16 protein-coding genes are annotated in these 20,989 nt (G+C 64.2%); all 16 read right to left on the reverse strand.

The annotated features are described in order from the left end of the window. Positions 1-2 precede the first annotated feature (2 nt). The 16 genes from rsxC to hisS all read right to left on the reverse strand — a co-directional run bounded on the left by rsxC (position 3) and on the right by hisS (position 20,743). Complete coding sequence (gene rsxC / locus H6A15_RS07670; protein WP_204673162.1) at positions 3-1,340, reverse strand: electron transport complex subunit RsxC; 1,338 nt, start codon at positions 1,338-1,340, stop codon at positions 3-5. A gap of 396 nt (positions 1,341-1,736) precedes the next feature. Next, positions 1,737-2,207, reverse strand: coding sequence for a deoxycytidylate deaminase (locus H6A15_RS07675; protein WP_204673163.1), 471 nt, complete (start codon positions 2,205-2,207; stop codon positions 1,737-1,739). Positions 2,208-2,429: 222 nt separating this feature from the next. Next, positions 2,430-3,902, reverse strand: a complete 1,473-nt coding sequence (locus H6A15_RS07680) for a S1C family serine protease (RefSeq protein WP_204673164.1) — start codon at positions 3,900-3,902, stop codon at positions 2,430-2,432. A gap of 459 nt (positions 3,903-4,361) precedes the next feature. After that, positions 4,362-5,027 carry a winged helix-turn-helix transcriptional regulator gene (locus tag H6A15_RS07685; RefSeq protein ID WP_204673165.1) on the reverse strand — a complete coding sequence of 222 codons (666 nt, stop codon included), beginning with the start codon at positions 5,025-5,027 and terminating at the stop codon, positions 4,362-4,364. A 96-nt stretch (positions 5,028-5,123) separates the two neighbouring features. Next, complete coding sequence (locus H6A15_RS07690) at positions 5,124-6,464, reverse strand: glutamine synthetase family protein (protein ID WP_204673166.1); 1,341 nt, start codon at positions 6,462-6,464, stop codon at positions 5,124-5,126. 279 nt (positions 6,465-6,743) lie between these two features. Then, positions 6,744-7,295 carry a PTS transporter subunit EIIC gene (locus H6A15_RS10460; RefSeq protein WP_204673167.1) on the reverse strand — a complete coding sequence of 184 codons (552 nt, stop codon included), beginning with the start codon at positions 7,293-7,295 and terminating at the stop codon, positions 6,744-6,746. A gap of 24 nt (positions 7,296-7,319) precedes the next feature. Further along, a complete protein-coding gene (locus H6A15_RS07700; protein ID WP_204673168.1) occupies positions 7,320-7,634 on the reverse strand; it encodes a hypothetical protein in 315 nt (104 codons plus the stop codon). Between the two features lie 354 nt (positions 7,635-7,988). Beyond that, the gene (locus H6A15_RS07705) at positions 7,989-8,195 is read right to left on the reverse strand and encodes a hypothetical protein (protein WP_204673169.1); all 207 of its coding nucleotides are present in this window, start codon (positions 8,193-8,195) and stop codon (positions 7,989-7,991) included. Positions 8,196-8,420: 225 nt separating this feature from the next. Further along, the gene (feoB, locus tag H6A15_RS07710) at positions 8,421-10,652 is read right to left on the reverse strand and encodes a ferrous iron transport protein B (RefSeq protein ID WP_204673170.1); all 2,232 of its coding nucleotides are present in this window, start codon (positions 10,650-10,652) and stop codon (positions 8,421-8,423) included. A gap of 199 nt (positions 10,653-10,851) precedes the next feature. After that, complete coding sequence (locus tag H6A15_RS07715) at positions 10,852-11,073, reverse strand: FeoA family protein (RefSeq protein WP_204673171.1); 222 nt, start codon at positions 11,071-11,073, stop codon at positions 10,852-10,854. A 60-nt stretch (positions 11,074-11,133) separates the two neighbouring features. Further along, positions 11,134-11,355 carry a FeoA family protein gene (locus H6A15_RS07720; protein WP_239462454.1) on the reverse strand — a complete coding sequence of 74 codons (222 nt, stop codon included), beginning with the start codon at positions 11,353-11,355 and terminating at the stop codon, positions 11,134-11,136. Between the two features lie 267 nt (positions 11,356-11,622). Further along, positions 11,623-12,552, reverse strand: a complete 930-nt coding sequence (locus tag H6A15_RS07725; RefSeq protein ID WP_204673172.1) for a type I phosphomannose isomerase catalytic subunit — start codon at positions 12,550-12,552, stop codon at positions 11,623-11,625. Between the two features lie 344 nt (positions 12,553-12,896). Continuing rightward, positions 12,897-14,651 (reverse strand): aspartate--tRNA ligase, encoded by a 1,755-nt coding sequence (aspS, locus tag H6A15_RS07730; protein WP_204673179.1) that lies wholly within the window; start codon positions 14,649-14,651, stop codon positions 12,897-12,899. A gap of 409 nt (positions 14,652-15,060) precedes the next feature. Beyond that, positions 15,061-15,885: an HAD family hydrolase gene (locus H6A15_RS07735; protein WP_204673173.1), complete on the reverse strand. Its 825-nt coding sequence runs from the start codon at positions 15,883-15,885 to the stop codon at positions 15,061-15,063. 374 nt (positions 15,886-16,259) lie between these two features. Next, the gene (locus tag H6A15_RS07740; RefSeq protein ID WP_204673180.1) at positions 16,260-19,037 is read right to left on the reverse strand and encodes a phosphoenolpyruvate carboxylase; all 2,778 of its coding nucleotides are present in this window, start codon (positions 19,035-19,037) and stop codon (positions 16,260-16,262) included. A gap of 392 nt (positions 19,038-19,429) precedes the next feature. Then, on the reverse strand, positions 19,430-20,743 hold the full coding sequence (gene hisS, locus H6A15_RS07745; RefSeq protein WP_204673174.1) for a histidine--tRNA ligase: 1,314 nt from the start codon (positions 20,741-20,743) through the stop codon (positions 19,430-19,432). Positions 20,744-20,989: the final 246 nt, after the last annotated feature.

Below are 20,989 nucleotides of genomic sequence, written 5' to 3' on the forward strand. Positions count from 1 at the left end.
CGTTACGCCTCCTTCGCGGGTTGGGTACGGCGGGCGACGTCGCTGCGATAGAAGGCCTTGCCCTCGCGGATCGAGGCGGTGATGCGGCGATGCGCCGGGCAGGCGTAGGCGCACGAGCCACACTCCATGCAGTTCATGACCGCGAACTCATCCAGCTTCACCACGTCGTGGCTGCGGGACGCCGCGTCGAGCTGGAAAGGCATGAGGCCCAGCGGGCAGGCGCGCACGCAGCGGCCACAGCGGATGCAGGGCGTCTCGTCCGGCAGGATGGCGGCACTGTCCAGGCACAGGATGGCGTTGTTCGCCTTCAGGATGGGGCAGTCGATGTCGGTGATGGTGCGACCCATCATGGGGCCGCCCATGATGATCTTGCGCGGCTCCTTCACGAGGCCGCCCGTGGTCTCCACCACGTCGTGCACGCTCATGCCGATGGGAATACGGTAGTTGCCGGGATTCTTCACGCAGTCGCCGGCGATGGTGACGGTCTTGCGCACCAGCGGCACGCCGTAGCGGAAGTACTCCTCGATACGCGACACCGTGGTCACGTTGAGCACGAGGCAGCCGGCGTCCACGGGCAGGCCGCCCGCGGGAACCGCGCGGCCCGTCGTGGCCTCGATGAGCACCTTCTCACCGCCGGCGGGGTACTTCGTGGGAATCGACAGGACCTCGACGAGGTCGGAGACGCCCTTCTCCTCAGCCGCCTTGCGCAGGGCCTCGATGGCCTCGGGCTTGTTGTCCTCGACGCCGATGACGGCCGCCGGGATCTCCAGCGCGCGAGCGATGCGGGCTACGCCGTCAACGACGCGCTCGGAGTGCTCGATCATCTGGCGGTAGTCGCTCGTAATGAACGGCTCGCACTCCATGCCGTTCACCACGACGAACTCGAACTTCTTCCCCGGAGGGCACTTCATCTTGAACCACGACGGGAACGAGGCGCCGCCCAGGCCCACCACGCCGGAGGCGCGGACGCAGGCAATGAACTCGTCCTTTGTCTCGTACGTGGGCTTCGTGATGCTCGGATCCTGCTCCATCTTGCCGTCCGAGGCGATCTCCACCACCGGGGCCGTCTGGCCCGTGGGGAGCGTCTGGGTGGCGACGGAGGTCACCGTGCCCGAGATGCTTGCGTGCGTGGGCGCGCACAGGCCCTCGCCGTCGCCGATGAGCGTGCCGACGTACACGTGGTCGCCCACGTTGACCACCGGCTTGCCCGGAGCTCCGATATGCATGTTCAGCGGGATGCGAACCTGCTTGGGGGGCTCGATCGACGTGACAGGGCACTCACGCGTGTCCTTGCACTGAGGCGGATGTACACCGCCCAACGTCTTGTGCAGAGAGAACATATATCCCCTTCCCTCTTTCCCCTTCTATGCGGGGCTAGGCGCAGCCCCGCGAGCTAGCACAATGCGAATATGCCAGCCATACAGTTTACCTGTATTGCTTCACATTTTGAACACTTATTTGCGGAGGGAAGGGACACCCGCGCGCGTCTGACGTGCGGGTTAGGCGTTGCGGCACGCCGGCACCCATACGCCGTGGGCGCCCGCGCATGCATCGCGGGCCGCCTTGGGACGGCTGCATCATGAGGTGACGCGCCCGCACAAGGAGGTGACCCACAGGGTACACTGGCATCAAAAGGGCAGGTTCGCCGTCACCTATTACGCTGAGACGCCTCTCGGCGGCATGGCGCCCGGCCAATGGGGACACGCGCGCGCCAGCGAGACGCCTCGCCTCGCATGCTAGTCGTCAATCGAGACGGCGCGGTAGGTGATTCCGCACCGGTCGAGAATGCTTTTCGAGATGAGGTTGTCCTCGGTGCCCTCGTATTTATCGCTGAGGTAGACGACCTCACCGATGCCTGCCTGCACCAAGGTCTTGGCGCATTCGTGACAGGGGAACAGCGTCACGTAGACGGTGGCGCCGCCCATGTCCTTGAGCGAGCCTCGATAGTTCAGGATCGCATTGGCCTCGGCATGAATCACGTAGCTGTGCTTGTCGTGCAGCGGGTCGTCGGCGGTATCCCAGGGAAACTCGTCGTCATTCAACGCAGAGGGGGTGCCGTTGTATCCCACCGAGAGGATACGGTGGTTGGTGTCCGCGATGCAGGCACCAACCTGCGTGTTAGGATCCTTGCTGCGAAGGCTTGCGGCGATCGCCACGCGCATGAAGAACTCGTCCCAGCTGATGACATCGGTGCGTTTGCCCGGCATAGCTCTCCTCTCTCACGCATTCGCACGGCCTCCTCGCATGGAATCACAGGCGGCGCCCCTTGTCAAAACGTTGCCAGCGAGGAGGCGCGATGCCTACGCCAAGGGCGGCAGGACCTTCCGTCCCGCCGCCCCGCGTCGATTATCTGTTCCTATGTCAGACCCGCCTTGGCACCCGAACGTACGCCTCGGCTTACCCGCGCCCACCGCGCGGGACTCGAGCCCTTAGAAGCCCTGGCCGCCGTTCTGGCCGTAGCCCTGGCCGCCGCCCAGCAGGTCCTCCAGATACTGGCGCAGCTCCTCCTCGGTCAGCGAGTTGCCCGCGCCGCTTCCGGTGCTGTTGTCCTGCTGCTCGGACTGGAGCGCCTCGTCGGAGCCGAGCGTCACGTCGATGTTCTGCTCGCTGCCGTCGCGCACCACGGCGAGCGTCACCGTGTCGCCCACCTCGTGCTCGCGTAGGGTGATGATCAGGCCGTCTGCCGAGGTCACCTCATCGCCGTCGATGGCGGTCACCACATCGCCGGCCTGAATGCCCGCCTCTGCCGCGGGGCCGCCTTCGGTCACCTCGGTCACCTGCGCGCCAGAGGTCACGCTCAGCCCCTGCTGGCGAGCGGAGAGCGCGTTCACCGAGGTCACCGAAACGCCCAGGTAGGGATGGACGGGAGTCTGGCCGTCGATGATCTGGTTTGCGATGTTGATGACGTAGTTCACCGGAATCGCAAAGCCGACGCCCGAGCTCGAGCCCGAATAGCTCTCGATGATGGAGTTGATGCCGATGAGCTGGCCCTGATCGTTCACGAGTGCGCCGCCCGAGTTGCCCGGGTTGATGGCGGCATCGGTCTGAATCATGTTGGCGTAAATGGTCGTGCCGCTCGTGGCCTGCATGGCGGTCGAGCGATACAGCGCGCTGACGATGCCGGTAGAGACCGACTGCTCGTTGCCGAAGGGGCTGCCGATGGCCATGACCCACTCGCCCACGGAAAGGCTGTCCGAGTCACCGATCTCGATGGGCGTGAGCGTGGCGTCGCCGACGTCCTTGAGGCGAATGACCGCAAGGTCGCTCGACTCGTCGCTGCCCACCACGTCGGCCTCGTAGGTAGAACCGTCGTTCAGGGTGACCACGATGCTCGTGGCATTCTGAATCACATGGTAGTTCGTGATGATGTTGCCGTCGGTGTCCAGGATCACGCCCGAGCCGATGCCGCTTCCCTCGGCGGTCTCCACAGAGATCGAGACGACCGAAGGCAGCGCCTTGGCAGACACCGCCTCAGCAAGCGTGGTGTCCTCGGCGTCGATGTTGATGGTCTGCGTCTGGCTTGACGAGGGCTCGACATCGGTGCTCGTGATGCGGAAGGCGCCCGTCATGGCCAGCGCGATCACCAGCACGGCGCCGACCACCAAGCCTCCGAGGGACGCCAGAAACACCGGCAGCGCCTTTGCCTTCGTCTTCACCACGGTACGCGTGATAGTCTCGGTGGAAGGGACGAAGGGAACGGCCTCGGTCGTGCCCGGCCCCTTGTCGTGGCCACCGCCCGGACCCGCGGCGGAGCCCGTCTGAGCCGAAGGCATCTGCGCCGTCTTGGCAGAATCGTCTGAGGGGCGACGCGGGCCCTGCTCGATCTCTACCCTCGGCGCGGATGAACCCGCGCCCGTGTTCTCGCCCATCCCGTCGGGACGGCGAGGCGTGTTCTCACTCATATCCTGCTTCCTTTCCGCATGGCTGGCGGCAGCAACCGCCCGTACGTTCATATGGTCTGGAAACGTTGTACCCCATGTCATGCGTGGCAGATGCGCTCGATGCCCCAGTTTTAGCGGAGCTTAAGTATTTCGACCTCTCGGCGTAAGAAACTTGTGCGGAAACGCCACAAACAGGAAGGCAGGCGCCCCAGAACGCGGGGCTCCAGGACATCCTGCATGCGTCTGGCAGCATGGCGTGCGACCCTCATCTCCGGAAACGCCGGCAGCAGGCAGAACGCCGTTTCCAACCAAGCAGAGCCGATGCGCCCGGAATAGACCGACGCTTTCATCGAGGTCTTGTGGGGCAAGCGAGGCGGAAAACGAGTTCGCTTCGGTTCTATGCAGATTCAGCGTTTCGGCGACATACAAAAGCGCCCTCCACACGGGAGGGCGCTTGAACAAAACACTTGAACGTAAGCGCTAGTCTTTGAAGAGGTATCCCACGCCGCGCACCGTCGTGATATGGGCTGCGATCTGCGGTCCGACCTTCGAGCGGATGCGTCGAATGTGCACGTCCACCGTACGCGTGCCGCCGCAGTACTCGAAGCCCCAGACGCGGTGCAGCAGCACCTCGCGCGAATAGGCCCGGTTGGGATGCGTCGCCAAAAACGACAGCAGCGAGTACTCCATGAGCGTAAGGTCAACCGGCTCCTCATCAAGATAGACCTGATAGGTGGCCAAATTGATGACCAGGTTATCGATGCGCAGGACATCGTCCACCGCAAAGGACTCCTCGTCGCCCAGAAGGCGCCTCACGCGGGCCTCGAGCTCGGCGGGGGTGGCACTCGGGCACACGAAGTCGCAGCGCGCGTGCGGAGGCATGCGTAGGCCGGCGAGGGACTCGTCGTCAACGATGAGCAGCATGGGGATGCCGCCGCGGTCGTCAAGCCATTTGCTGATCTGCTCGATTCGATCGTTGCGAACGCCGTCGGCGTCCAGAAGCAGCAGGCTAAAGTCATGTGCCGCCGTGGGAGAATCGGGCGTGGCAAGGCTCACCTCGATACCCATGGTGGTGAGGGAACGCACGAACTCATGGAACCGCGTCGTGCGCGCCATGAACAGGATGCAGGTCTCAGTCTCGGGCATGCCACACCTCCTCAAATTACAGGTACATCATATCGTATACATGCGCCCATCCGGACATATTGTTGCCTCTCTAGGCACTTTTTTGCTACCTCCGCGCTAGGAGTTCGCAAGATAGTGGCGAATCTCCCACTCGGTGATGGTAGATGCGTACTTCTCCCATTCGTCGCGCTTCTTCTTAAGGAAGAACGAGTGGATGTGGTCGCCCAGGACGTCCTTCATGAACTGCGAGCCCTCGAAGATGTCGAGCGCCTCGTCGAGGCTGCGCGGCAGCGGCGTATAGCCCAGCGACTCCAGATCGACCGAGGCGTTCCCCATCGTGTCCACCGTGGTCTCGGCAGGAAGCTCGAGCTTGCGCTCGATGCCGTCGAGTCCCGCGGCGAGCGTGACGGCATTCGCCAGGTAGGGGTTGGCCATCGGGTCGGGCGAGCGCAGCTCGATGCGCGTGGAGAGCTGCTTGCCCGGCTTATAGATGGGAATGCGAATCATCGCGGCGCGGTTGCGCAAGCCCCAGGTGGCGAACTCGGGCGTGGGGCCCTCCTTAGCAAGCAGGCGCTTGTAGGAGTTCACCGTGGGATTCGTGATCGCAGAGATCTCGGGTGCATGCGCCAAGATGCCCGCCATGTAATGCTTGGCCGTATCCGACAGGTGGTATACCGGATCGTCCTCGCCCCAAAAGACGTTGTTGCCGTCGTAATCGAAAAGCGACTGGTGCAAGAACAGCGCACTCGAGGCCTCGCCGGCAATCGGCTTGGGCATAAACGATGCGTGCACGCCCGAGGAGAACGCCTCGAGGCGAATGATGTGCTTCGCGGTGATGATGGCGTCCGACGCGGTGAGCGCCTCGGCGTGGCGAAGCGAGATGCCATGCTGCGAGGGGCCCGACGAATGGAAGGTGTACTCGACCGGAATGCTCATCTTCTCAAGCATGAGCACCGTGTCGCGCCTGAGGTCGCGGGCGGAATCCGAAGGCGTGAGGTCGAAATACCCCACCTCGTCGAGCGGCTCGGGAGTGCGCTCGTCGGGGAAATGGTAGAACTCGATCTCGGCGCCCACGTTCATGATGTAGCCGGCCTCCTCGGCGCGGCGGAACATGGTGCGCAGGCACTCGCGCGGGTCACCCATGAACGGCTTTCGGTCGGGCGTGCAGATGTCGCAGAACATGCGCGCGACGCCGTCGCGCGAGGGGCGCCACGGCAGGACCTGGAACGTGGACGGGTCGGGGAAGGCGAGCATGTCCGCCTCCTCGGGCGGCGTGAAGCCCTCGATCGAGGATCCGTCAAACCCGATGCCTTCGTCAAAAGCTACCTCGAGGTCCTCCGGGCTGATCGCGAAGCTCTTGAGGCGACCGAGCACGTCTGTGAACCACAGGCGTACGAACCGGATGCCGCGCTCCTCGACCGTGCGCAGGACGAAATCGATATTCTGCTGCTGGTCCATGAAGCAACACCTTCCCATCCCGTCGGCGCCTGTGCGCCCACGTCACAATATGCGCTCATTACTTTCTCACAGGATTGTTTCGGACGGGTTTCGTCAGGTGCGGGGCCTGAAAGGGGCGGAGGCTGAAATCAATATGACAACAGAGCGTAATAATATGATGGCAGGTTAGGCAGGATTGGCCGAATCATGCATCCAAAAGCAAATACGCCGCCGACGATATTCCCATCGCCGGCGGCACGTTTTGTCAGCTGAGGGTTCAGCCCTAGCTGTCCTATTTCATTACTCGGCTTTCTTGGCTTCCAACTCCGCCTCAGCCTTGTTGGGATCAAAGAAGAACCAGCAAAGCAGCCCCGATACCAACATTCCCACACCGTGGATAATGAAGTAGTTGCGAATCGCCTCGGCGCTGTAAAGATACGTCACGATACCCGGAATGGCAGCAACGCCCATTCCTGTGCTTGCCGCGCCGAGAAGGGCGCCAGCGAAGCCCGCCGCCGCACCGCCACAGAGGGCGAACAGGAACGGCCGACCAAAGCGCAAGTTGACACCAAAAATCGCCGGCTCGGTAATACCCATGAAAGCGGGCAGGGAAGCGGACATGTAGAAGCCCCGCTTCTTAGGGTCGCGCATCTTGAATCCGGTGACGAGAGCAGCTGTCGCCTGCGCGATCGTACCGCCGGCATCGGGAACGATCCTCCTAAGCCCGCGCTCGGTCTTGGCACCGATGATAGCAACCAAGAGCGCAGGCAGCATGGAACCTTTATAGCCCATAATCTTCCAAAGGATGCCGAACGGATAGAATGTGATGGCTTTTTCCGCGCCCTTGGCCACATCGTCCTGACCGGGAAACAGCGGTTAGACGAGCGTAAGCCCCAGCGCAATACCCAAAACGGGTCTGCCGCCAAACTGCTTCATGCCAGACCATGCGATGAATAGCGGCAGATGGGCGAATGCCGTTTTCATGAGCACCTTGGAGATAGTCGGCCCGTTCTCATCCATCCCCTGGGAATCATCGTCGCAGGCCCTCTTGACCAGAACGCTCTTGAGATGCTGAGCTCGAAGGTCGGCGTACCCGTGCTCCCCTATACAGGCGATGCCGGCGAGGTCGCCGTACAAAACCTCAGGTTCGACTGATTGCGAGCTTCCGTCGGCGACACTTCGCCGTTGCATCTCGCCGTTGCTCGGTAATCTTACAAAATCGAGGTCCATTTCGTAAGATTACCGAGCAACGGCGATTTTGAGGCTTCTCGAAGCTCGGTTTTGTTGTAGCAACGAGGCGTAGGGCCCGCCACCTGCCGTTCGCTCGGCCTCGCTGCGCCCGGGCTTTGCCGCAGCGACGAGATGCCGGGCCCGCCATGAGAACGGCCCTCTACTCGACGCAGCCCGCCACGGCCCGCGCGCGAGGGAAACAAAGAAAGAGGCGGCGCGCCTCGCAGGCGCCGCCCCGATAGAGACGAAACGGGGGCCCTTGCACCGCATCCGGCACAAGAGCCCCCGTCGCAGCAGCCGAACCGCCGCGCTTTACTAATGAACGCCCCGTCCTAGGTCGTCGGCAACCGCATCGACGCCCTTGAGGGCGGGACAGCCCTTCTTGCCAGCCGAGCCGCAATGCCCCGAGCACGTGCCGCCCTGAGAACAGTCTGCGCACGCACCCTTGCGGCGCACGCGCACGCAGACGGCGACAAACGCCGCGGCGATGCCGGCCAGAATCACGATGTCGATGAGGCCCATCGATACCTCCTTTTTGCGAACGGACCACACGAGCGAAAGCAGGCAATCGAAACGAGCTGCCTGTCTCGCGAATCGCTTGGCCCCGATGTCCCGAATCATATCCCAACGTCCGGAGGCGCGTCCCCGACGCGAAGATGGAGCGCTGAGACGCCCAACATCGTGTGACCAGGATACCGCCCCGTCGCGGCCAAAGCCAGACGGGGCGGCGAGAACAGGGGAGACGATTTAGGCCGTAGCCGTCGCGGCGGCACCAGATCCCGGGGCGTCCTCATCCCAGGCCCACTTGGGCATGGGGCGGAACAGCTGGAAGATGATGAGCGCGGCGAACACGACGGCGACCACGGTCCAGACGCTGAACACGCCCGTTGCGGCCAGATAGAACTGGTTGATCATGAGGCCCACGACCCAGGCGAACGCGCACTCGTAGCCCAGCGCGATGGCGGTCCACTTGCCCGAGTTCATCTGGGCGCGGATGGTTCCCATGGCCGCGAAGCACGGCGCGCACAGCAGGTTGAACGCGCCGAAGGCGGCGATGGCGCCCATGCTCGGGAACATGGCGGCGAACGCCTGCCAGAGCGCCGGATCGGTCTCGCTTCCATCGGCGATGTGCAGCAGCGAGGAAGCGGTCGCGATCACGTTCTCCTTGGCCACGAGGCCGGTGATGGACATGGCGGTCGCCTGCCAGGTATCAAAGCCGAGCGGGGCAAAGATCCACGCGATGGCGCTGCCCAGCATGGCGAGCACGGAGTAGTCGGTGAACTCCTCGAGTCCGCCCGTCACCTCGGGCAGGAAGCCAAAGACGCCCTCGTAGACGCCGAAGTTCGACAGGAACCACACCACGATGGTGGAGGCGAAGATGATCGTGAACGCCTTCTTGATATACGCGGAGACGCGCTCCCAGATGTGCAGCCACCAGCTCTTGATGGACGGGAAGTGATAGCTCGGCAGCTCCATGACAAACGGCGTGGGACGGCCGGCGAAGAGCTTCGTCTTCTTGAGCATGACGCCCGACACGATGACGGCGATGACGCCCAGGAAGTAGAACAGCGGAGCGATCCACGTGGCCTCGGCATCGCCCACGAGCGCACCCATGAGCAGCGCGATGATGGGGAGCTTGGCGCCGCACGGGATGAACGTCGTGGTCATGACCGTCATGCGGCGGTCCTTCTCGTTCTCGATGGTCTTGGTGGCGAGCACGCCCGGAACGCCGCAGCCCGTAGAGACAAGCATGGGAATGAAGCTCTTGCCCGACAGGCCGAAGCGACGGAACACGCGGTCCATGACAAAGGCGACGCGCGCCATGTAGCCGCAGTCCTCAAGGAAGGAGAGCAGCACGAACAGCACGAACATCTGCGGAATGAAGCCGAGCACCGCGCCCACGCCGGCGACGATGCCGTCGTTCACCAGGCTGATCACGAGGTCGCTCGCGCCGAGCGAGGTGAGCCAGCCCTCAAAGAGCATGGGAACCGACGGGAACGCCTGGCCAAAGAGCTCGAAGCCCTCGCCGAAGAGGTTGTCGTTCACCCAGTCGGTGCCTGCCGTGCCGAAGGTGGAGATGGCCAGGTAGTACACGGCATACATCACCAAAAGGAAGATCGGCAGGCCGAGGATGCGGTTCGTGACCACGCGGTCGATCTTCTCGGAGACGCTCATCTTGGAAGGCGCCTTCTTCACGCACTCGTCCATGATGTGCGCGATCACGGCATAGCGCTCGCCGGTGATGATGGATTCCGCGTCGTCGTCGCAATCCTGCTCGCACTGCTTGACGAGGTTCTCGACGGTGGCCGCGGCCTCCGCCGGCAGGTTGAGCGAGCTCGCCGCGTCGCGGTCGCGCTCGAACAGCTTGACGGCGTAGTAGCGACGCTTGCCCTGGGCGACCGAGCGTGGCAGGAGCGACTCGATCTTCTCGAGGACCTCCTCGATCGCCGAGTCGAAGGCGTGCTCGCCCACCTTGCCCTTTGCCGCCGCCGCGCGCTTCGCCTCGGCGATCAGCTCGTCGATGCCGGTGTTCTTAAGGGCCGAGATCATCACCACGGGAGCGCCCATGCGCGCCGAAAGCGCCCGGGTGTCGATGCGGTCGCCGTCCTTCTCCACGAGGTCGGCCATATTGAGCGCGAGGACCACGGGCAGACCGGTCTCGACCACCTGGAGCGCGAGGTACAGGTTGCGCTCGAGGTTGGTCGCATCGATGACGTCGATCACGACGTCCGGCTCGCCGCTCATGAGGTAGTCTCGGCTCACGCGCTCCTCGGGGCTATAGGGGGAAAGCGAGTAGATGCCGGGGAGGTCGGTGATGGTCACGCTCTTGTCGCGCGAGAGCTTGGCCTCCTTCTTTTCAACCGTCACACCAGGCCAGTTGCCGACATATCCGTTTTGGCCGGTGATGAGGTTGAAGAGGGTCGTCTTGCCGCAGTTGGGGTTGCCCGCCAAAGCGACGTGTAGCTGTGAAGCTGCCATGAGTTCCTTCTTCCTTGGCTTTGAAACTTGAGAAAGCTGCCGAGCTCGATAGTTCTTGTCCATATGCCGGCGTCGCTGCCGCCCATGGCGGGCGACGCCCCTTGGGTGTGCGGGGCGGGGGAGCTTACATCCCGTCCCTGCGCGATGGGCAATATGTTAGAAATATCTAACTCTACCTGCAGAAATACTCGTCTTGGGGCTAGCTCACCTCGACGATCGCAGCCTCCTCCTTGCGGATGGAAAGCTCGTAGCCGCGCACGTTGATCTCGACCGGATCGCCGAGCGGCGCGACCTTGACCACGGTGAACCTCGTGCCCTTGATGAGCCCCAGGTCCATGAGGTGGCGCCTGAGCGCGCCCTCGCCGTGCAGCTTCACGATGGTGGCCGAGTCACCCACCTTCACATCTCCCAGCGTCTTCATTGCATCCCCCTTCCCTACTTCAAACCAGGCGGACGGTCCGCGCACGTGGCGCGCCGTCTGCTAAACCGTCATGACGTGGCTTGCGACCTTGCTATCCAGGCCGAAGCGCGCGCCCTTGATGGTCACGATGATGTTTGAGCCGCTTGAAGCGACCACATGAACCTCGGACCCTTCGACGAAGCCCAGATTCTCCAGATGATGCTTGAGGTCTTCTCCGCCGCGCACGCGCGTGACGGTGACCGTATCGCCACTGTGCACCAACGACAGCGGCATGGCTGGCATGTGCGGGCCTGACATCATTTCCACCACCCTGTTCATCGCGTCCAACACGTTGCAAGCGGCCGCCACAGGGGCGTAGCCGCTTGTTCACCTACGTAAACTATCACGGAATACTGCTGATGTGAAGAGTAAATTAGCCTATGGAAACAAAAAGTTTGAAATGGCGTATTTTAGCTGCGGCATAAAAAAACCGCGGGGAGCGCCTCTGCGCCGACCCCGCGGATACCTCGTCAACTGCCACGCTGCCCCTACGGCATGCGCCCGCATCGCCTACAGGTGCGAAATCACCAGCGTCATGGTGCCATCGAGCTCAAGCGCCTCGCAGGCTGAGAGCGCCAGGAGGTGCGACCCCTTCTTCACCGGCATGCCGTTCAGCGTGCCCTCGCCTTCGACCACGCTCACGCAGGTGAAGGGGCACTCGCACGGCACCGTCACCTCTCCCGCGACGCGAACCAGATCAACGGTGTAGCAGCTGTTGGAAACAAGCTCGCTCACGGCCTCGTCGCCCAGCTCCACCGAGCCGGACGCAGGCGGCACCTGGTCGAAATCGATGACGTCGAGCGCCTGCTGCATGTGCAGGGGACGGAGCGTGCCGTCGTCCTGCTTGCGGTCGTAGTCGTAGACGCGGTAGGTAACGTCCGAGGACTGCTGGGACTCCAGAATAACCGTGCCGCCCTTGATGGCATGGACCGTGCCGGGGTCGATCTGGAAGAAATCTCCCGCCTTGATGGGAAGCTCGTTCAGAAGCTCGCCCCAACGGCCCTCCTCGACCATCTGCGCGAACTCCTCGCGCGAGCGGGCGCGCTGTCCCACGATGATGGTGCCGCCTTCCTCGGCAGACAGGACATACCAGCACTCGCGCTTGCCAAGCGAGCCGTTCTCATGCTCGGCCGCATAGGCGTCGTCGGGATGAACCTGGATGGAGAGGTCGTCCTTGGCATCAATGATCTTCACGAGCAGCGGGAACACGTCGCCCTCGGCATTGCCGAACAGCTCGCGGTGGGCGTCCCACAGCCAAGAGAGCGTCTTGCCCTCATACTCGCCCGAGGTGATGACGCAGTCGCCGTTGGGATGTGCCGAAATCGCCCAGCACTCTCCCACCGGGCCGTCGGGAATCTGGTAGCCAAACTCGGTTTCAAGCTTGCGTCCGCCCCAAATCTTGCCCTTGAAGACAGGCTCGAGCGTAATGATGGATTCCATGGCAACCCTTTCCAAACAGTGTCAACGCAGCAACGGGCGCCGCAGCGCCCGCCCCTAGGATACCGCAACGGCGCGGAGCAGACCGCCCTGCGGACGCATGGGTTCCAAAGAATGCCGAGGAGGCTACGCGCTGCCTCGCAAGGTCTGCCCGTCAGCGCGAACGAAACGAGCACCCAAGCATGGGTGCCCGAGAAACAGCCGGCGGCATCCTACGGCCCCATACGAAAAGGGGGCGAGCCCGCACGCTACCGTATCGGGACCCGCCCTCTTGCACATCTGGCGCCCCGCCCCGTAGGACAGGTGCGCCCTTCGGTCGCCGGACACCTCCGGCGGAAGCGTAGGCGCTACATCAGGCGCAGGCCGACTTCTTTGAGCTGCGCCATGGAGACCTCGCTCGGGGCCGCGCTCATGAGGTCGGAGCCGGAGGACGTCTTGGGGAACGCCATGACGTCGCGAATGGAGTCGCAGCCGGCGAGCAGCATGCACACGCGGTCGAGACCAAGCGCGAAGCCGCCCATGGGGGGCGCGCCGAACTCGAGGGCGTCCATGAGGAAGCCAAACTGTGCGCGGGCGCGCTCCTCGGTAAAGCCCATGAACTCGAGCATCTTGAGCTGCAGCGCGGCGTCGTGAATACGCATGCCGCCGCCGCCGGCCTCAAAGCCGTCCATGACGAAGTCGTACGTGCAGCTGCCCATGGCCAGAGGATCGCTCTCAAGCAGGTCGATCTGGTCGAGGTGAGGCTGGGTGAAGGGCTGGTGCTCGGCCTCGTAGCGCTTGGCGTCGTCGTCCCAGTGGAACAGCGGGAAGTCCACGACCCACAGGAAGTCGTGGCCCTCGCGCGGAAGCTCGAGGGCATCGGCCATGTGAGAGCGCATGCCGCCCAGAATCTCATCGGAGGCCAGTCGGGGGCCGGCGGCGAACATCACGAGGTCGCCCGGCTCGACGTCGCAGCGACGGCGCAGCTCGGCCATCTCCTCGTCAGAGAAGAACTTCACGATCGGCGAGTTCATGGAGCCGTCCTCGCGGAAGGCGATCCACGCCAGGCCCTTGGCGCCGAAGGTCTCGGCCACCTTGCCCAGCTTGTCGATCTTGGCGCGCGGCCAGGTGCCGGCACCCTTGGCGTTGAGCGCCTTGACCACATGGCCCTCGGTGTTGGCAGCGCTCGAGAACACCTTGAACTTGGAGTTCGCGAACACGTCGGTGAGGTCCACGAGATGCATGCCGAAGCGCGTATCGGGCTTGTCGGAACCATACGTGTCCATGGCGTCCCAATAGGAGATGCGGCGCAGCGGCGTGGGCATCTCGACGCCCATCTTGGCAAACGCGCTCGACAGCACGTCCTCGAGCTCGCCCATGACGTCGTCCTGGTCGACGAAGCTCATCTCGATGTCCACCTGCGTGAACTCGGGCTGGCGATCGGCGCGCAGGTCCTCGTCGCGGAAGCACTTTGCCACCTGGTAGTAGCGCTCGACGCCGCCCACCATAAGCAGCTGCTTCAGGAGCTGCGGGCTCTGCGGCAAGGCGTAGAAGCTGCCCGGCTGCAGACGACTGGGGACGATGAAGTCGCGCGCGCCCTCGGGCGTGGACTTGAAGAGGCTCGGGGTCTCGACCTCCATGAAGGAGCGGTCGTGCAGTGCCTCGCGGATGGCGAAGGTGAAGTCCGAGCGCAGCTGGAGACGGCTCATCATCTCGGGACGACGAATGTCCAGATAGCGATAGCGCAGACGCGTGTCCTCTGCCGTCTCGATGCCGTCTTCGATCTGGAACGGCGGAGTCTTCGAGCGGTTGAGGACCTCGGCGCGGTCCACGAGGACCTCGATCTCGCCGGTAGCAAGCTTGGAGTTTACGGTCTCCTCGTCACGGGCGATGACCGTGCCGTGCACCAGGATGGGCCACTCGGGACGCATGGTCTCGGCAATCTTGAACGCGTCGCCGCCCGAGTGCTCGGGGTCAAAGGTGCACTGCGTCATGCCGGTGCGGTCGCGCAGGTCGCAGAAGATAAGTCCGCCATGGTCGCGACGGCGCCAAACCCAACCGGTGAGCGTGACCTCGTCACCGATGTTGGCGGCGCGGAGCTCGCCTGCGGTATGGGTGTGCATGGAGTGCAAGGTGTGGGTGTCTGCCACAGATATCCCCCTTCATCTGTGCCGCCCCGTGCCGGAGCGGGCGGCGTTGGTACAGATCGGCCCGCCTGCGTAGACCGCACAGACGGACCCGAGGCGCGATGCCCCGGACGCATGCGCTGGCCCCATGCCGGGCAGCGCGCCTTTACATGTCGGGCACGCCCAGCAAGGCATGGCCCGCCGCAAAGACGCCGCCCTGCGTAGCAGGTACGCGGCGCACGCGAGTGTCGATAGTACCATCTGGGCGCGTATCCCGCAGCGAGAGCATGCAATATCTGCCATTGTTTACGAATTAGCCTTCAAGACGCCCTCCATCGCTTGCGTCTCCGTCCGCCAAGAGGCTGCGCCACAGCACGGCGCGAGCGCCGCCGCCTGCAGGCATCCGCTACGCGCTGAACGGCCACTCCCCCGCCGCGAGCGCCTCGATGGCCGAGGCGACCGCGTCATCTTCGCAGCGACCGATATGCCAGCGCGCGGCAGATGCCGCCTCGGGCGTCGCGCCCGCAACGGCCACCGAGTTGGGAACGGAAGCGAACATGGTGAGGTCGTTGTTGGCGTCGCCGAAGACCACCACCTCGTCGAGCCCGCAGCCCATGTGCTCGCACAGCAGCTTCACGGCCTCGCCCTTGTTCCAGCCGGCAGGCATGGTGTTGGTGTAGCCGCGCATGGGCGTATCGAAGTCGATGCCGTCCACATGCTCGTTCAGATATCTCACGAACTCGACGGTGCCCGCATCGTCGGTGTTGAGGAAGCAGTTTGCCTTGGAGACCCCCTGCGCCGGAATCTCGTCGATCTCGACGGCAACGGAGGCGTAGCTCGGCATGATCTCGGCAAGGTCTTCGCGCGTCCCCGCAAGGATCATCGGTGTCGTGTCCTCGAAGCACAGCAGGCCCGCACCCGGGCACTTCGTGATGGCGTCGAGCATGCTCTTGAGGTTCTCGTGGCTGATGCGCTTCTCGCAGAGCTTCTCGCCCCGCAGATAGACCTGCAAGCCATTGGTCGCGATGGCCGTTGCGGTAAACGACTCGTCGCCCCGAAAGATCGGTGCCACCTGGGCGCGCCCGCGTCCCGTTGCCACGCCGCACACGATGCCCGCGGCGTTGGCCGCGCGAAACGCCTCGGCGCAGCGCTCGGAGATGCACGGCTCGCCCTTGGGAAGCAACGTGCCGTCGATGTCGGATAGAACGAGCTTGACCTTCGGATGCGCCATCGGTCCTTCCTTTCGACTCATTGCCCTGCGGCATCGCCCGTGCCCGCATGGCGTTCACAACGTAATTTCAACTTGTCCGGACAAGTTATCTCTCTGTAGTATAGCGCACGCCTGCCGGACGCCACGTGGGAGCAGAAGAAACGATCCTTTGGTGCGACGCCGTCCCTGAGGCACGTCGCAACGCCTGAAACCTTCGTCGCGAATCCACCGCAAGCAAAACGGGGCACATCCGGCGACGGCGCCCCATCTCGGGCGCGGTGCAAGCGGCAGAATCGGCGACGTAACCGAGGGCGACCCCGCTTAACACGCGAGGCCGCCCTTGCAACACATCTATTGGGATTCCCGTCCACAGGCCGACAGCCCAAAGAACGGCATCACCCCGTATTCTGGAGTCCTGCCGAGACGCCGGCAACGGTGGAGAGGATGAGCGACAGATACTTCGCCTTCGCCTCGTCCGCAAGCTCCTCTTGCTCGGCGCGGACGATGCGCAGCGCGCGCACCTGGGCAAGCGAGAGGGCGTCCACGTAAGGGTTGCGCACACGGACGGCGCGACCCAGCACATGGCGGTGCTCGAGCGGCCAGTCATCCCCTACGATGGCCAGCGCCCATTTGCGCGTAAGCATCATCTCGTCGTATACCTTGCGCGCGAGGTCCTCGCGGTCCCCCAGCGCCAGATACATCTTGGCGATGCGGCCATCGGTCTTGGCGATGGACATCTCGATGTTGTCGACGAAGGTCGAGAAGAGCGGCCATTCGCGATACGCCTGACGGAGCAGCTCAAGATCGCCGAGCTGCTCGCACGCGGTTCCCAGGCCATACCATGCGGCCAGGTTGATGCGCGCCTGCGACCACGAGAACACCCACGGAATGGTGCGCAGGTCGTCGAGCGACTGGGCGCCCAGGCCGCGCTTCGCCGGACGGCTGCCGATGGGCAGAAGGCCCACCTCGGTAAGCGGCGTCACCACCGAGAACCACGGAGCGAAGTCGTCGGCGTGAAGCAGGTCCAAGAAGTGCTCCTGGGCGACCGAGCTCAGCCGGTCGGCCATGGGTGCATAGCGCTCGGTCGTCTCCATGTTGGTGCGCTCCACCGACGGAGCAGAGTTGAGCAGGGTTGCCGCGGCAACCGACTCGATATGGCGCTCGGCAAGCACCGGGTTGCCGTAGCGCGCAAAGATGACCTCGCCCTGCTCGGTGACCTTGAAGAAGCAGTTGACCGAGCCCTTGGGCTGCGCGAGCACCGCTCGGTTAGCCGGGCCGCCGCCACGTCCCACGGCGCCTCCGCGACCATGCATGAGCACGAGATCGATGTCGTGCGCCTCGGCCCACTCGGCAATGCGGCACTGCGCGTCATGCAGCACGAAGGTCGCGGTCACAGGGCCGGCGTCCTTGGAGGAATCGGAATAGCCCAGCATGACTTCCATCTTGCGACCCGTCGCGGCGAGGCGACGCTGGACATCGGGCAGCTCAAGCATCTGGTCGAGCACGTTGGTGGCGTTCTCGAGGTCCTCGACCTGCTCGAAGAGCGGAATCACGTCGAGCGCGGGGACGTCCTCTGCATGCGCGAAGGCAAGACGGGCAAGCTCGTAGACGTCGGCCACGTGCTGGGCGCTCTTCGTGAAAGAGATGATGTAGCGACGCGCCATCTTCTCGCCATAGCGGCGCTGGATGGAGCCGATGGCGCGGAAGGTGTCAAGCACCTCGCGCGTCATGGGGTCAAGCGGGCCGCCCTCGCCATGCAGGCCGTGCTCGCGGATATCGGCGAGCGCGCGGGTGTGCACGAGCGAATGCTGACGGAACTCCATCTCGACCATGTGGAAGCCGAAGGTCTCGACCTGCCAGATGAGCGTCTGGACCGGGCCGTAGGCGGCGCGAGGGGCGCCCGCAGAGGCGAGCGAACGCTGCACGATGCGCAGGTCGGCGAGGAAGTCCTCGGGGGTCTTGTACATGGTGTCGACATTGCGGCGAACCGTGGCGTCCAGTCGGTCGGCCATGACGAGCATGACGGCACGATGCGGCTCGGAGGCAGAGATCGCGTCGGCTCGCGCGGTGAGCACCTCGCTCATCTCGACCTGGTGGCTCCAAAGGTTGAGCAGCTCGTCGGACGGCTTCGTGTAGCGGGACTCAAGCGTGAGGTTGCGCGCCACGCGGCGGCACTTGTCGGCAAGCTTGTGCACCATGTGCGTGGCGAACTTTGCCGCGACCTCGCGGCTCACCTTTGCCGTGACGTTGGGGTTGCCGTCGCGGTCGGACCCGATCCAGCTGCCTGGATGGAAGAACGCCGGGCACACCGGAGGCACCGAACCCGCATACTCGCCGAGCACCCAGTCGTCGAAGCGGCGGTATACCTGGGGCACGGTGTCGAACAGCGTGTTGTCAAAGATGTCGATGATGGTGTCGGCCTCTTCGACCGGCGTGGGCTTCTTAATCGCCGTGGGGCTCGTACGCACCAGGGCGTCGATCTCCTGCAGCATATGGCGCTCGTTCTCCACCAGGGCCGAGCCGCCCAGGTGGGCATGCTCTTCCAGCAGGCGGGAGATGCGGCGAATCTTGCCCTCGACGGCCTTGCGGCGCGCCTCGGTGGGATGCGCGGTGAATACGGGATGGAACTCGAGCTTGGCCAGAAGGCGCGTCGCGGCGCCTCCGCCCACCTCGTCGGTAAGCTGCTTGAACGCGACGGTGAGCTCGTTGGTGGCATCGACCTCGGCATCGAGGGTCACCTTGCGCTCGCGCTCATGCAGCGTCTGCACGCGATAGTTCTCCTCGGAGAGGTTCGCGAGATGGAAGAAGGAGGTGAAGGCACGGACCACCACCTGAGCCTGGTCGATGGTGAGCAGGTCCAGCAGCTTCACCGCATGGCGGAAGGCGCAGGCGCCCGCGGCGTCGGAGGTTGGAATGCCCTGCTCGTCGGTCGGCTCGTCAGCGGCCTCGGCTCCCGGGTCGCCGGCGTTGGCCTTGATCACGTTGTTGAGCAACGTATCGAAGACGGCGCAGGTGTCGGCGTCATACTCCTTGAGCACGCGACGCTCCAGGCGCAGGAAGAGCGCAAGGCTGTCACGCAGGCCCTCGGGTAGGTCGATCTCTGAATAGGCCTCGATCGCGGCGTCGGTGTCGGCAGCGCCCAGATCGCGATCGCGGCGCGAAGCAGCCCGCATGCAGCAGGCGGCGTCGTCCCGCTTGTCGTCGCTGCGGTCGAGAGTGGTATGTTCGGCCACATTGCCCCCTTTCAAGTGCTTGTTCGCACGCGACACACATTATACGGAACTTGCCCCGTCCAATGTGAAGCCCTAGTGAAATGGCGAAAGGTTTACAAGTGCCGCTCGGCGGCCGGTGGGTTTTTTCGGCCGATGGGAGCGGGCGCCGGCGGAACCCCCAACAAGGCCGCGTGTCCGCGTCTTGGCAAGTGCAGGCGTCGACGTGGCGGCGCGCCGCCGAGCAGCCAAAAAAACGAGCAGCCCGGCACGGGCGCCACCGATGCGGGGGCGCGGCGCACCAGGCTGCTCAAAAACTCAGCCCTGTATGTCTTCGATGCCGTCGGGCGCACTCGTCACAGACGCTCGCGCACGGCGTCGACGACGCCGTCGACGTCGACGAGGGATTCCTCATGGCTCACCATGTCGCGCAGGCGCACCTTTCCCTGGGCGAGCTCGTCTCCGCCAAGCACCACCACCAGGCGCGCGCCCAGCTTATCGGCCTGCTTGAACTGGCTCTTGAGCGAACGCCCCTGGTAGTCGGCCTCCGTGCGCACGCCTGCGGCACGAAGCTCACGAGCGACGGAGAACACCCGACCGCGCAGCTCGGACCCGGCGTTTGCAACATATACGCAGCCCTCCGGCTCTCCGCCCATCTGCACGCCCTGGGCCTCCAGTGCCAGCATCACGCGTTCAAACCCGACGGCGAAGCCCACGCCCGGGGTCGGCTTGCCGCCCTCAAGCTCGACAAGTCCGTCGTAGCGACCGCCGCCGCCGATAGATCCCACGCCGGCACCCGGCGCCTCGACCTCGAACACGGTGCGGGTGTAGTAGTCCAGGCCGCGCACGAGCGTAGGATCCTCCACATAGGAGATGCCCGCCTCATCGAGGTAGCGCTTCACCTGCTCGTAGTGCTCGCGGCACTCGTTGCATAGGTTGTCCGGCGCCAGCGGTGCGTCCTTCATGACCTCGCGGCAATGGTCGTTCTTGCAGTCGAAGACACGCAGCGGGTTCACCTCGGCGCGCTCGCGGCACTCGTCGCACATCTCGTCCGCATGGTCCAAGATGAACGAACGCACCTTCTCGCGGTATGCCGGACGGCACGCCGGGTCTCCCATGGAGTTGATGAGCAGGCGCAGCTGCGACAGATCGAAGCCGAGACGACGGTAGAACTCCATGAGCATGATGATGCATTCGGCATCTGCCGCAGGATCGGGCGCGCCCAGCCATTCGATTCCCACCTGGTGGAACTGACGCAGACGCCCCTTCTGCGGGCGCTCGCCGCGGAACATCGCCTCTGCGTAGTAGAGCTTCACCGGGCTTGCACCCTGGGGCACCAGATTGTTCTCGACAACCGCACGCACCACGCCCGCCGTGCCCTCGGGGCGAAGCGCCAGGCGCTGCTTGGGCTTGAGCTTGGCGTCGGTGCCCTCGTCGAGCACGCGCGCGAGGTTCGCGCCAGAAAACACCCGGAACATCTCCTTGCGCACCACGTCGGTAGACTGGCCGATGCCGTGCACGAAGACATCGACCTGCTCGATGGCGGGCGTTTCCACCGGATCGAAACCGTATGGGCCGAACACCTCGGCCGCGACGTCTTGCATCTGCTGCCAGGCGCGCATCTCGCGCCCGATGAGATCTTTGGTTCCCTCTGCCTTTTGAGCCTGCATGGCGGAAGCCTCCTTTGTGCGCCGAGCAGTGGCACCGTCGGCGGTCATCGTCGTTCCGCCACATTATATGGGCAGCATGGTGGGGTCGCAAACGCCAACGACCGGCAAATCTTGTCATCCCCACTTCGCCGAGCACACCTCCTTGCCGAGCGACCTTCTTCGTCGAGCGCGCCCCTCGCCAGCCCTCCTCGAAGAGCCTCCTTGCTGAAGTCCCCTTCGCAACCCCTTGCCAGCCCCATCGCCAAC

Source organism: Enorma phocaeensis, assembly GCF_016901575.1.
GTDB classification, from domain to species: Bacteria; Actinomycetota; Coriobacteriia; order Coriobacteriales; family Coriobacteriaceae; genus Limicola; species Limicola phocaeensis_A.